Origin of the sequence: Caballeronia sp., from assembly GCF_028292365.1 — a bacterium.
Lineage (GTDB): Bacteria > Pseudomonadota > Gammaproteobacteria > Burkholderiales > Burkholderiaceae > Caballeronia.
Window position 1 is genome coordinate 1 of record NZ_JAQGMM010000053.1, and the last position, 12791, is coordinate 12791.

At 58.0% G+C, this 12791-nt stretch carries 16 protein-coding genes and 1 tRNA gene; 16 read left to right on the forward strand and 1 reads right to left on the reverse strand.

Features of this window, described 5'->3' with window-relative positions; translation table 11 throughout:
- Positions 1–7 precede the first annotated feature (7 nt).
- From hisA to tatC, 9 genes are all read left to right on the forward strand, one after another.
- The gene (hisA, locus tag JWR14_RS03205) at positions 8–760 is read left to right on the forward strand and encodes a 1-(5-phosphoribosyl)-5-[(5-phosphoribosylamino)methylideneamino]imidazole-4-carboxamide isomerase (protein WP_299701279.1); all 753 of its coding nucleotides are present in this window, start codon (positions 8–10) and stop codon (positions 758–760) included.
- Positions 761–1050: 290 nt separating this feature from the next.
- Positions 1051–1824 (forward strand): imidazole glycerol phosphate synthase subunit HisF, encoded by a 774-nt coding sequence (gene hisF / locus JWR14_RS03210; RefSeq protein WP_299701206.1) that lies wholly within the window; start codon positions 1051–1053, stop codon positions 1822–1824.
- A 3-nt stretch (positions 1825–1827) separates the two neighbouring features.
- Positions 1828–2241 carry a phosphoribosyl-AMP cyclohydrolase gene (gene hisI, locus JWR14_RS03215; protein ID WP_299701209.1) on the forward strand — a complete coding sequence of 138 codons (414 nt, stop codon included), beginning with the start codon at positions 1828–1830 and terminating at the stop codon, positions 2239–2241.
- Complete coding sequence (locus JWR14_RS03220; RefSeq protein WP_299701212.1) at positions 2241–2612, forward strand: phosphoribosyl-ATP diphosphatase; 372 nt, start codon at positions 2241–2243, stop codon at positions 2610–2612. Before hisI ends, JWR14_RS03220 begins: the two co-directional genes overlap by 1 nt.
- Positions 2613–2657: 45 nt before the next feature.
- On the forward strand, positions 2658–3050 hold the full coding sequence (locus JWR14_RS03225; protein ID WP_299701215.1) for a hypothetical protein: 393 nt from the start codon (positions 2658–2660) through the stop codon (positions 3048–3050).
- A 54-nt stretch (positions 3051–3104) separates the two neighbouring features.
- Positions 3105–3467 (forward strand): histidine triad nucleotide-binding protein, encoded by a 363-nt coding sequence (locus JWR14_RS03230; RefSeq protein WP_031362189.1) that lies wholly within the window; start codon positions 3105–3107, stop codon positions 3465–3467.
- Positions 3468–3659: 192 nt separating this feature from the next.
- Positions 3660–3890 carry a Sec-independent protein translocase subunit TatA gene (gene tatA / locus JWR14_RS03235; protein ID WP_047845407.1) on the forward strand — a complete coding sequence of 77 codons (231 nt, stop codon included), beginning with the start codon at positions 3660–3662 and terminating at the stop codon, positions 3888–3890.
- Between the two features lie 71 nt (positions 3891–3961).
- A complete protein-coding gene (gene tatB, locus JWR14_RS03240; RefSeq protein WP_277043258.1) occupies positions 3962–4510 on the forward strand; it encodes a Sec-independent protein translocase protein TatB in 549 nt (182 codons plus the stop codon).
- Between the two features lie 69 nt (positions 4511–4579).
- Positions 4580–5380 carry a twin-arginine translocase subunit TatC gene (gene tatC / locus JWR14_RS03245; protein ID WP_299701241.1) on the forward strand — a complete coding sequence of 267 codons (801 nt, stop codon included), beginning with the start codon at positions 4580–4582 and terminating at the stop codon, positions 5378–5380.
- Between the two features lie 108 nt (positions 5381–5488).
- On the opposite strand, the gene JWR14_RS03250 is transcribed toward tatC, so the two are convergent.
- Positions 5489–6712, reverse strand: coding sequence for a Do family serine endopeptidase (locus JWR14_RS03250; RefSeq protein WP_299701244.1), 1224 nt, complete (start codon positions 6710–6712; stop codon positions 5489–5491).
- Positions 6713–6732: 20 nt separating this feature from the next.
- Here JWR14_RS03250 and JWR14_RS03255 point away from each other — a divergent pair, with 20 nt between their 5' ends.
- The 7 genes from JWR14_RS03255 to JWR14_RS03285 all read left to right on the forward strand — a co-directional run bounded on the left by JWR14_RS03255 (position 6733) and on the right by JWR14_RS03285 (position 11852).
- A complete protein-coding gene (locus JWR14_RS03255) occupies positions 6733–7479 on the forward strand; it encodes a Nif3-like dinuclear metal center hexameric protein (protein ID WP_299701247.1) in 747 nt (248 codons plus the stop codon).
- A 205-nt stretch (positions 7480–7684) separates the two neighbouring features.
- Positions 7685–8305 (forward strand): ubiquinol-cytochrome c reductase iron-sulfur subunit, encoded by a 621-nt coding sequence (gene petA, locus JWR14_RS03260; protein ID WP_299701250.1) that lies wholly within the window; start codon positions 7685–7687, stop codon positions 8303–8305.
- Complete coding sequence (locus JWR14_RS03265) at positions 8305–9687, forward strand: cytochrome bc complex cytochrome b subunit (RefSeq protein WP_299701252.1); 1383 nt, start codon at positions 8305–8307, stop codon at positions 9685–9687. Before petA ends, JWR14_RS03265 begins: the two co-directional genes overlap by 1 nt.
- Positions 9688–9713: 26 nt before the next feature.
- Complete coding sequence (locus tag JWR14_RS03270; RefSeq protein WP_299701255.1) at positions 9714–10466, forward strand: cytochrome c1; 753 nt, start codon at positions 9714–9716, stop codon at positions 10464–10466.
- Positions 10467–10563: 97 nt separating this feature from the next.
- Positions 10564–11175: a glutathione S-transferase N-terminal domain-containing protein gene (locus JWR14_RS03275; RefSeq protein ID WP_031362199.1), complete on the forward strand. Its 612-nt coding sequence runs from the start codon at positions 10564–10566 to the stop codon at positions 11173–11175.
- 64 nt (positions 11176–11239) lie between these two features.
- A complete protein-coding gene (locus tag JWR14_RS03280; protein ID WP_299701276.1) occupies positions 11240–11758 on the forward strand; it encodes a ClpXP protease specificity-enhancing factor in 519 nt (172 codons plus the stop codon).
- 18 nt (positions 11759–11776) lie between these two features.
- A tRNA-Thr gene (locus tag JWR14_RS03285) sits at positions 11777–11852 on the forward strand.
- Positions 11853–12791: the final 939 nt, after the last annotated feature.

Sequence of the window (12791 nt, forward strand, 5' to 3'; positions counted from 1 at the left end):
TATTTCTATGTTGCTCATTCCGGCCATCGATCTAAAAGACGGTCAGTGCGTACGCCTCAAACAAGGCGATATGGACCAGGCGACCATTTTTTCCGAAGATCCGGCGGCAATGGCCCGGCTATGGGTCGATCGGGGCGCACGGCGGCTTCATCTCGTCGACCTGAACGGCGCATTTGCCGGAAAGCCGAAAAACGAAGAAGCCATTCGCGCCATCATCAAGGAAGTCGGCAGCGATATCCCGGTGCAGCTTGGCGGCGGTATTCGCGACCTGAACACCATCGAGCGATATCTTGACGACGGCCTGGAGTACGTGATCATCGGCACGGCGGCGGTGAAAAATCCGGGGTTCCTGCAAGATGCGTGCACCGCGTTTGCGGGTCATATCATCGTCGGGCTGGATGCGAAGGACGGCAAGGTCGCAACCGACGGCTGGAGCAAGCTGACGGGGCACGAAGTCATCGACCTCGGCCGCAAGTTCGAAGACTATGGCTGCGAGGCGATCATCTACACGGATATTGGCCGCGACGGCATGCTGCAGGGCATCAACATTGAAGCCACTGTGCGCCTCGCGCAAGCCGTCAAGATTCCGGTGATCGCCAGCGGTGGATTGTCGAACCTGGGCGACATCGACTCCTTGTGCGAAGTGGAAGACGAAGGCATTTCCGGCGTGATTTGCGGGCGCGCGATTTATTCGGGCGACCTGGATTTCGCCGCCGCGCAAGCGCGCGCAGACAAACTGCGCGAAGCCGACGACGCCTGAGCCTAGTGGGCCCGGTGGGCCTAAGCAGCCGCAAGTTGCGAGGGCGCCGCGCGGTCGTGGATACGCTGACCATGCACGCGGTGACCTTCCCAGCACGCCTGACTTAAGCGCCGTCTTTAAGCGCCTTCTGTGCTTCCGGACGGTTTTCTACGCGGCTTGACGAGGCCGCGCCGCAAGTTCATTCGAGCGGGGCGGCGTTTTCGGGGTTTCTTTCCGCGACGGTCAATTTCGATTGACCCGCCTCGCTTATCTTAAGCACTCACTCGCAGCGCAACGGCATTCGCAACAACATGGCTCTCGCTAAACGCATCATCCCGTGTCTCGACGTCACCGCTGGCCGCGTGGTCAAGGGCGTCAATTTCCTTGAATTGCGCGACGCGGGAGACCCCGTCGAAATTGCTCGCCGATACGACGATCAGGGCGCCGATGAGCTCACGTTCCTCGATATCACCGCCACCTCCGACCAACGCGACCTGATCCTGCCGATCATCGAACAAGTAGCGTCGCAGGTCTTTATCCCGTTGACGGTTGGCGGCGGCGTACGCGCTGTGGAAGACGTGCGTCGGCTGCTGAACGCGGGCGCCGACAAGATCAGCATGAATTCATCGGCGGTGGCGAATCCGCAACTCGTACGCGATGCATCGGATAAACATGGCTCGCAGTGCATCGTGGTAGCCATCGACGCCAAGCGCGTCAGCGCCGCGGGCGAAACCCCGCGCTGGGAAGTTTTCACACACGGCGGCCGTAAGAACACGGGACTCGACGTGATCGAATGGGCGCGCAAGATGGCGGAATTCGGCGCCGGCGAAATCCTGCTGACCAGCATGGATCGCGACGGCACGAAAAGCGGCTTCGACCTTGCGCTGACGCGCGCGGTATCGGACGCTATTTCCATTCCGGTCATCGCATCCGGCGGCGTGGGTTCGCTCGAGCATCTCGCCGACGGCATCACCGAGGGTCATGCCGATGCGGTGCTTGCTGCCAGCATTTTCCACTATGGCGAACACACGGTCGGCGAAGCGAAACGCTTCATGGCCGATCAAGGCATCTCGGTGAGGATTTAAGCGGTGACTGCACAAACTGAAGAATCGGGCTGGATCGAGAAGGTCAAGTGGGACGCGAACGGCCTGGTGCCGGCGATTGCGCAGGAATCCACAACGGGCGACGTGCTGATGTTCGCGTGGATGAACCGCGAAGCATTGGCGCAAACCATCGAATTGAAGCGTGCGGTGTATTACTCGCGTTCGCGCCAGCGCTTGTGGTTCAAGGGCGAGGAGTCGGGACATGTCCAGCACGTGCACGAAGTGCGGCTCGATTGCGACGAAGATGTCGTATTGCTGAAAGTGGAGCAGGTGTCGGGCATTGCGTGCCACACCGGGCGCCATTCATGCTTTTTCCAGAAATTCGAGGGATCGGTGGAAACGGGCGACTGGGTCGCTGTCGAACCGGTCTTGATGGACCCCGAACATATCTATAAGTAATGACTCAAGCCACGCAAGACACGCTGCTACGCCTCGCAGCAATTATCGATAGCCGCAAGGGCGGAGACCCGGAACAATCCTACGTTTCCCGACTCTTTCATAAAGGTGACGACGCCGTTCTCAAGAAGATCGGTGAGGAAGCGACTGAAGTCGTGTTGGCCGCAAAAGACACACGGCACGGTGGTGCACCCAAGGCGCTTGTCGGCGAAGTGGCCGACTTGTGGTTCCATTGTCTCGTGATGCTGTCCCATTTCGACCTCGGTCCGGCAGACGTCATTGCCGAACTGGAACGGCGGGAAGGGATGTCCGGAATCGAAGAAAAGGCGTTACGCAAATCCCGCGATCGTGAGCAGAACGAAAACGGCGGCTAGGCTGCAGATCGGGTCCCGCTCGACCGGTCGCCGAGGAGGATGAAAATGAATCAGTCTTACGAGCCTTATCCGCCGCCTGTTTATCAAAACTCGCCCGAATCCGAACGTCTGCGCAGCTTGCGCACATTGACCCACGTGCTCTACGCGCTTTACGCCGCGTACTGGATCACTGGCGGACTGACCGTGCTGATCGCGGTCATCATCAACTACCTGAAACGCGATGACGTCGCCGGAACGCCCTATGAAGCGCATTTCCGATGGCAGATCCGCACCTTCTGGTTCGCGCTGCTCGGCCATGTGATCGGCATAGCGTTGATCTGGGTGTTTATCGGTTTTCCCATTTTGTTCGTGGTCGGCATCTGGACGCTTTATCGCGTTATAAAGGGCTGGTTGTTTTTGTACGAAAACAAACCATTGCAACCGGGTGCCTGGATTTGAGACCGAACGCCTGATCCTCAACACGCATTCATACCGGGATATCCCGCGACACACATGAGCCAAGAGAACTGTATTTTCTGTAAGATCGCTGCGGGAGAAATTCCGAGCAAGAAAATCCATGAAGACGATGAATTTGTTGCTTTTCACGATATCAACCCGGCCGCGCCCGTCCATGTGCTCGTGATCCCGCGTAAACATATTGAGACGCTGTCGAGCTGTACCGAAGCCGATGCGCCGCTGCTTGGTAGAATGCTGAGCCTGACGGCACGGCTTGCTGATGAGCTGGGTGTGGCGTACACCGGCGGCGACACCGGTTTCCGAACGGTCATCAATACCGGGCCGGGCGGCGGGCAAGAGGTCTATCACATTCACGCCCATATCCTCGCCGGGGAACGTCCGTGGCGCCGGATGGGTTGAACGGTTGATTGATGGATGCGCCTGATCGCCCGATCAAGATGTAATGAAAACGAAAGCGTCTTTCCATCGCAATATTAGGCGCGCAAACTATCGGTTTAATCATCGGGGCGTTGACGCTCCGACTCGGACCGCAAGGTCCACATTCTTCGTCGCGAGCGACTTGCGCGGCGAAGCCAAGGAGAGTTTTCAGTCATGGGTTCGTTGAGCATTTGGCACTGGTTGATCGTTTTGCTGATCGTGGCGCTGGTTTTCGGCACGAAGAAACTGCGCAACATTGGCGGTGATCTGGGCGGCGCGGTAAAGGGTTTCAAGGAAGGCATGAAGGAAGGCGAAACGACGCCGGCTGAGCAGCGCGAATTGCCGCGCAACGGTGCGGTCGACGTGGAAGCGAAGGACAAGACCCGCTCGAGCGATTACCGCTAATCAGGCCGGCCCAAGCACGGTAAGCCCGGCATCGGCCACCTTTACATGCCACCCTCAGGATCTTCGATTCCATGCTCGACCTTGGTCTGACCAAAATGGCGCTGATCGGCGTCGTCGCGCTGGTAGTGCTCGGGCCGGAACGGTTGCCCGGCGTGGCACGAACGGCAGGCGCGCTGTTCGGCCGCGCACAGCGGTATATCAACGACGTCAAGGCCGAAGTCTCGCGCGAGATGGAGCTCGACGAGCTGAAGAAAATGCGCACCGAGTTCGAAACCGCGGCATCGAATGTCGAGAACAAGATTCACGACAATCTTCGCCAGCACGAAAACGAACTCAACGACGCCTGGAATCAGGGCACATCGGTCTCGGACAGCGTGGCGGGCGGGGGCGACCCGAATCTGACTCATGTTTCTGGCGACACCTGGCGTTCGAGCCCGGACAACACGTTCAGCAGCAGTAACGCGTCGCCCGCGAAACGCAAGAACTGGCGTGTCAAGCAGGCCGCCATTCCGAACTGGTACAAGCGCACTACGTTGCGCAAGACGCGCGTTCAATCAGGCGCGGCGCGCGTGGCGCGGCATACGCCTGAGACGCTGCGCCGTCCCACGCGGTTTTTCTGATGTTTGCGCCGCTTCCATTGCGCGACCAACAACTTCCCTTCCATCGATGAATCCCAGCAGAGGGCCGGCGTGAGCGACCCGCAACAGAATAAAGACGAGCCCGTCGAAGAGACGTTTATCTCGCACCTGGTCGAACTGCGTGATCGCATCATCCGCGCAGGCGCTTCAGTCATCGTCGTGTTCATCGGGCTGGTTTACTGGGCGCCGGACATATTCCGGTTGCTCGCGCGTCCGCTGATGCAGAACTTGCCGAAGGACGGCAAGATGATCGTCACCGATGTCACTGGCTCGTTCTTTGTGCCAATGAAGGTGACCATGATGGTCGCACTGGTGATCGCACTGCCCATTGTGCTGTACCAGATCTGGGCGTTTATCGCGCCGGGGTTGTATCAGCACGAGAAGAAGCTGGTCGTACCGCTGGTCGGGAGCAGCTACTTCCTGTTCCTGTGCGGCATGGCGTTCGCGTATTTTGTCGTATTCCCCACCATTTTCCGCGTGATGGCGCATTACAACGCGCCGCTCGGCGCGGAAATGACGACGGATATCGACAATTATCTGAGCTTCGTCCTCACCATGTTCTTGGCGTTCGGCGTGACCTTCGAGGTGCCGATCATCGTGGTGATTTTGGCGCGCATGGGGTTCGTGACGATCAAGAAATTGCGGCAGATCCGACCGTATGTGATTGTCGGCGCGTTCGTGATTTCCGCTGTGGTAACGCCGCCGGACGTGTTCTCACAACTAATTCTTGCTGTGCCGCTGATCATTCTTTATGAGGTCGGCATCATTGCGGCAAGGTTGATCGTGGGCAAGGACAAGATCCAGGAGCAGGAAGCGGACGCTGCGGAGGATGCAAAGCGGGACGGGGAGTGAGGATTCCAGCCGGCGGATGATGGGCAGGAAAACAGAAGGGGTCGTTCCAAACGTGAATTGGAACGACCCCTTTGTCTTACGGCACGTCACGGCGAGCTGCAGATCGCTTCACTCGTCGTTTTGATCTCCACCGCCGTTGTCATCGTTCGGCGGCTGGGGTTGCTTGGGCTGCATCGGCCGTTTGCCGATCACCACGTTCAAGTCGAGTTCCTTACTCTTGCGCATCAGATGCACCTTCACCGACGTCCCCGGCTTGATCTGCGCGACAACATTCAGCAGGCGCGTGGTGTCGGTGATGGTGTCGTCATTGATGCTGATCAGGATGTCGCCCGGCTTGATGCCGGCTTTGTCGGCCGGTCCGCCTTGCAATACCCCCGCCACGATCGCGCCGGACTTTTGTTCGAGCCCGAACGATTCCGCGATTTCCGGCGTCACGTCCTGCGGTTCCACGCCGATCCAGCCGCGCGTGACCGTGCCCGTGGTGATGATGCTTTCCAGCACGCTGCGCGCCGTCGATACAGGAATCGCAAAGCCAATCCCAAGCGAGCCGCCGCTGCGCGAATAGATTGCGGTATTGATGCCAAGCAGATTACCGTTCACGTCCACCAGCGCACCGCCCGAGTTACCCGGGTTGATAGCTGCGTCGGTCTGGATAAAATTCTCGAAGGTATTGATGCCGAGGTGATTGCGCCCCAGCGCGCTGACAATCCCCATGGTCACCGTTTGACCTACGCCAAACGGATTGCCGATCGCCAGCACCACGTCGCCCACGCGCGTCTGGTCCATGCGGCCGAGCGTGATGGTGGGCAGGTTCGTCATGTTGATCTTCAGCACGGCGAGATCGGTTTCCGGATCCACGCCGATTACTTTCGCCGACGACGTCCTTCCGTCCGCCAAAGCAACTTCGATCTGATCGGCCCCATCGACGACATGTTGGTTCGTTAGAATGTAGCCTTCGGAGCTGACAATCACGCCTGAGCCGAGATTCGACGCTGGCGTTTCGTCGCCCTTGCGCTTGTTCTTGTCGCCGAAAAAATAGCGGAACAGCGGGTCTTTCGCGCGCGGATCGGGCGGCAACGTGCCGTCCTTGCTCGAAAACACGTTGACCACGGCGGGCATCGCTTTCTGCGCGCCATCCGCATACGACGACTGGGTGGGCCGGGAACCGATGCTTGGCGCAACTTCCTGCAACGCGACGATCGGTTCGGCGAGTTGCTTGCCGAACGTTCCCTGGCGTTGAAGCCACTGCGGTTTCAAGGTCGCGACGATGAACATCAGCGCCAAAAGCACGGTCACCGCTTGGGCAAAAAACAGCCAGAAGCGTCTAAGCATTTGATGGAATAGAGGAATTCATGGATCGGATCGAACTGGAATTGTATCTGAACAATCTGCTGGAAATCGGGCGCTTCAAGGACTATTGCCCGAATGGTCTGCAGGTTGAAGGATCACGCCGCGTAGCCAAACTGGCGACCGGCGTCACGGCGTCGCAAGCGTTCCTGGACGCAGCCATTGAGTGGGGCGCCGACGCCGTGCTCGTGCATCACGGCTACTTCTGGAAGAACGAAGCGCCGCAGGTCACGGGGCGCAAGTACCGGCGGTTGAAGACGCTGCTCGAGCATGACATCAACCTTTTCGCCTATCACCTGCCGCTCGATTCACATCCAGAGTTTGGCAACAACGCCCAGCTCGGCGAGCGCCTTGGCTTGATCGCGGACAACCGTTTCGGCGACCAGGATCTCGGCTGGATTGCGTCGTTGCCCGTGCCGTTATCGCTCGAACATTTCACCGCGACGGTCGAAAACGAAGTCGGGCGAAAGCCGCTCGTGTTCGGCAACCCGGATTGGGAATTACGCCGCGTGGCGTGGTGCACCGGCGGCGCGCAAGGCTTCTTCGACCAAGCCATTGCTGCCGGCGCGGACGTCTACATCAGCGGTGAAGTCTCCGAGCAGACCATGCACATCGCGGCGGAAAGTGGCGTGGCCTACGTTGCGGCGGGGCACCATGCCACCGAGCGGTACGGCGTCCAGGCACTCGGCGCTCATGTAGCCGAGCATTTCGATATCGAGCATGTGTTTATTGATATTGATAATCCGGTGTGATTATCTTGCGGTGCAATAAATAATCGAGCGCGGTAAATAACCCCTTCATTCGATAGTCACGATTAAGTGCGGGGAAACCCTTAAGAATGAAGGACTTCGAGCGTTTTTTGCTATTCAACTCTTGTAAATGACGACTCCATTCGCGCACACTAGCGTCGGTAGAACGAACTGACGGTATAAATCCAACTCAGAAGTGGGGCGTGTGATGCGAGACAACGAAGATCAACGCGTCGACGGCAGCCGCCGAACCTGGCTGATCACGACGACCGTAATGGGCGGAATCGGTGGCGTAGCGGCATGCGTCCCGTTCGTCGGGTCGTTTGCGCCGTCGGAAAAAGCCAAGGCAGCGGGCGCGCCGGTCGAAGTCGATATATCAGGTCTCAAGCCTGGCGACCTGATGACGGTCGCGTGGCGCGGTAAGCCAGTCTGGATTCTGAACCGTACCGACGAAATGCTCGCCGACGTCAAGAAGGCCGATCCCGAGCTCGCGGATCCGCAGTCGAAGAAAGCGTTCAGCATGCCGCTGCCCGAATACTGCAATAACGAATACCGTTCGCGCACCGAACACAAGAACCTGCTAGTTGCCGTGGCCGTCTGCACACACCTCGGCTGCACCCCTACGCCACGCTTCAATGAAGGCGCCCAACCCAATCTCCCTGACGACTGGCCCGGTGGTTTTCTCTGCCCGTGCCACGGCTCGACGTATGACTTGTCTGGCCGTGTCTTCAAGAACAAGCCTGCGCCGGACAACCTGGACATCCCGCCCTACATGTACACATCGGCGACGTCGCTCGTGATTGGCAAGGACGAAAAGGGAGAGGCGTAATGGCGGCTACCGACAAGGAAGTGGAGACAACAGGGTTTCTGGGCTGGATCGATCGGCGCTTTCCGCTGACATCAACCTGGAAAGCGCACGTTTCCGAGTACTACGCGCCGAAGAATTTCAACTTCTGGTACATCTTCGGCTCACTTGCGTTGCTGGTGCTGGTGAACCAGATCGTCACCGGCATCTTCCTGACCATGAACTACAAGCCCGATGCGACGCTCGCGTTCGCATCGGTCGAATACATCATGCGGGAAGTACCGTGGGGCTGGTTGATCCGTTACATGCATTCCACGGGCGCGTCGATGTTCTTCGTCGTCGTGTATCTGCACATGTTCCGCGGGTTGTTGTACGGCTCGTATCGCAAGCCGCGCGAACTCGTGTGGATCTTCGGCTGCGCGATTTTCCTGTGCCTGATGGCCGAAGCGTTCTTCGGTTATCTCTTGCCATGGGGCCAGATGTCGTTCTGGGGCGCACAGGTGATCGTGAACCTGTTCTCGGCGATTCCGTTTATCGGCCCGGATCTGTCGCTCTGGATTCGCGGTGATTACGTGGTGTCGGACGTGACGCTCAACCGCTTTTTCGCGTTCCATGTGGTTGCCATTCCGCTCGTGCTGATCGGCCTGGTTGTCGCTCACCTGGTTGCGTTGCATGAAGTGGGGTCGAATAACCCGGACGGCATCGAGATCAAGGCGAAGAAGGACGAAAAGGGCATTCCGCTCGACGGCATCCCGTTTCATCCGTACTACTCCGTCCACGATTTCATGGGTGTCTGCGTGTTCCTGTTCATCTTCGCGGCGATCATTTTCTTCGCGCCGGAAATGGGCGGCTATTTCCTCGAAGCCAATAACTTCGTGCCGGCGAACTCGCTGCAGACGCCGAACGAGATCGCGCCGGTGTGGTACTTCACCGCTTTCTACGCGATGCTGCGCGCCACGACCGACCCGTTCAAGATTGTGCTGATGATCGTCGTTGCGCTGCTGGGTGTGCTGGCGTTGCTGCGAGCGCGCGGCAAATGGCGGATCGGTTTGCCGGTTGTCGCGTTGCTGATGGTGGTGTTCATGGCGCTGACCGAATCGAAATTCTGGGGCGTCGTGGTCATGGGCACGGCCGTGGTGTCGCTGTTCTTCTTGCCGTGGCTTGACCGAAGTCCCGTCAAATCCATTCGATACCGGCCGCTTTTCCACAAAGTGTTCTATGGCGTCTTCGTGTTCGCGTTCCTTGTACTAGGCTATCTCGGCACGAAACCGCCGTCGCCGGCCAGCACATTGATAGCGCAGATCTGTGCGTTGATTTATTTCGCGTTTTTCCTCGGCATGCCCTTCTGGACGACGCGCGGCCGCTTCAAGCAGCCGCCCGACCGCGTGCGGTACAAACCGCATTGACCCCCGCGCCCCTTGGAGACATGACGATGAAAAAATGGTTTTCTACCCTTGCGGTCACTGGCGCGGCGCTGTTGTCGTTCGGCTTGACGCCGGTGCACGCGCAGGAAGTGCCGCTGGACGCCGCGCCCGATAGCTCCGAAAATTTTGCTTCGCTTCAACATGGAGCAAAATTGTTTGTAAACTACTGCCTGAATTGCCACAGCGCGAATTTGATGCGTTACAACCGGCTGACGGATATCGGCATCGATCCGAAGGAGATCCAGGCGAATTTGCTGTTCACGACCGACAAGGTCGGCAACACAATGACGATCGCCATGCGTCCCGATGATGCAAAAACGTGGTTCGGAGCGGCGCCGCCGGATTTGTCGGTGGAGGCGAGGGCGCGCGGCAAGGACTGGATCTACACGTACTTGCGCAGTTTTTATCGCGACGATACCCGGCCGACCGGCTGGAACAATCTCGTGTATGAAAACGTCGCCATGCCGCATGTGCTGTGGGAGTTGCAGGGTATCCGGACGGCGAAGTTCGATACCGAAGTCGACGAAAAAACCGGCGAAAAGGTCAAACATTTCGCGGGTTATACCCAAGTGACTCCGGGGACGATGTCGCCAGTAGATTATGATTCGGCTATGGCCGATCTGGTTTCGTACCTTTCGTGGATGGCGGAACCGGCCCAGCAGGAGCGAAAGCAGCTGGGCGTCTGGGTCCTGATGTTCTTGGGAGTTTTGAGCTTTCTGGCGTGGCGCCTCAACGCGGCATACTGGAAGCAAATTAAATAACACGCCGCGATCGGTGTGGGTCAGCGTCGTCGAAGCGCCTCCTAGCAGGCGCTTTTCGCACGCTGGGCCTTATGTTTTTCTGAAGGGACTTTTAATCATGATGGTTTTGTACTCCGGCACTACCTGCCCGTTCTCCCAGCGCTGCCGGCTGGTGTTGTTCGAAAAGGGCATGGACTTCGAAATCCGCGACGTTGACCTGTTCAACAAGCCGGAAGACATCGCGGTGATGAATCCGTACGGCCAGGTTCCCATTCTGGTCGAGCGCGACCTGATCCTGTACGAATCGAACATCATTAACGAATACATCGACGAGCGTTTTCCGCATCCGCAACTCATGCCCGCCGATCCGGTGCAGCGCGCCCGCGCTCGCCTGTTCCTGCTGAACTTCGAGAAAGAGCTGTTCGTGCATGTTGGCACGCTGGAAAACGAGAAGGGCAAGGCTGCAGAGAAGAATCACGAGAAGGCGCGCAACGCGATCCGCGATCGTCTTACGCAACTCGCTCCCATCTTCCTGAAGAACAAGTACATGCTCGGCGAAGAGTTTTCCATGCTCGACGTCGCCATCGCGCCGTTGTTGTGGCGTCTGGATCACTATGGCATTGAGCTGTCGAAGAACGCTGCGCCGTTGATGAAGTACGCCGAGCGGATTTTCAGCCGGCCGGCATACATCGAAGCGCTGACGCCTTCTGAAAAAGTGATGCGTCGCTAATATTTTCGATGGCGGGGCGCGCCGGTTCGACTGGTAATGCTCCCCATCGATAGAGGGCAAGTCGATGCAAGAAATATCCACCAAGCCTTATCTACTGCGCGCGCTCTATGAGTGGTGCACGGATAACGGCTTTACGCCGCATATCGCGGTGCGGGTCGACAACGGTACACGTGTGCCGCGCCAGTTCGTGCGCAATGACGAGATCGTGCTGAACATCAGCTTCGAGGCCACGAGCCAGTTGCAGATGGGCAATGAGTGGATCGAGTTCAGTGCGCGCTTTTCGGGCAAGTCGCACAAGATCGAGGTGCAGGTCACCAACGTGCTGGCTATCTATGCACGAGAGAATGGCCAGGGCATGGCCTTTCCCGTCGATCCCGCTGCGATCGGCGCGGCGCCGGATGTGTCGGGCGAGGGCGGTGGGCCACGCTCATCGGAGCTGGGTCCAGAGGAAAGTGGCACTGAGCGGATCGAGAACCGTGGCGCCATGGCGTCTGCAAAAGACGCGCGAGATGACGGCGAGTTGCCTCCTGACGACGATGGATCTAAATCATCGGGTCGAGGCCACCTCAAGGTCGTCAAATGAAGTAAAATCGCTGACTTCGCCGGCTTAGCTCATCAGGTAGAGCAGTTGATTTGTAATCAGAAGGTGGCGGGTTCGAGTCCTGCAGCCGGCACCAGTTTGGCTTTTCATGAAGCATCAAGATGTATGAAACCCCGCGCCCGGTAACGGTTCGCGGGGTTTTTTGTTTCGACGGGCGTTGATCGCGTGAGGCTGAGCAGCGCAATGGACGATGGACGATGCTCTTGGCGGCACATTTTCGTCGGCGTCTCCCTGAGGGCCCGGAGCCGGTCCGAAGGTGGACAAGTTTCTGAGATAGTGCGGGAACCACATTCCCGAAACAGTGGGGCACGAGATTTATCGCGGCGGTCTGTGGAGCACTTGATGGTGGGGGCTGTTGATTCAATGCTACGGACGTGAGTGATAGCGTATGGGCTCGGCCTGACCTGAACGTCCATCGAAAAGTCTTGTGCGATCACCACGCTCGGCTAGCCTAGGTTCTTCGTCGTATTTCGCCATATCGCGTGCGTTCTTCACGTGCCGTTAATATTCTTTTCACAAACCCCTTGCGCAACGTCTGAGGGGGCACTAGAATTCGGCCTCTTCGCTTCTGGATGAGGCGAAGAGAAGCGGGAAGTAAGGCGTTAGCTGTTCAGTTTCGGTACCCGGAGAGTCAAGCAGGACGGCGCTTCGACGGAATTGGGAAGTCCAGGTGGTCGAGATGATGTTTGTCACGAAGCGGTAAAAAACCTGTTGACGAAAAGCGAAACGCAGGACATAATCTCGTTTCTGTGCTGCGGATGCAGCGACGCGAAAGCGGTGGAGTTCTGGGGGTTGGGATTCTACGGTGGGTAGCGCATGTTCTTTAAAAACTAACAGCCGATAAGTGTGGGCGCTTGGTGTTTTGCTTTAAGCGTGGTGGTGTTTCTTAGGAGATGCTGCCGTGAAGCGAAAGTATCAAGTCTCACACTAGTATTAAGGTAGGTTTTGAGCGTCTTTCGGGTAACTGGAAGATGGGAGGAACTTGTCAGTACGTTGAGTGAGCGACCTATTCGCA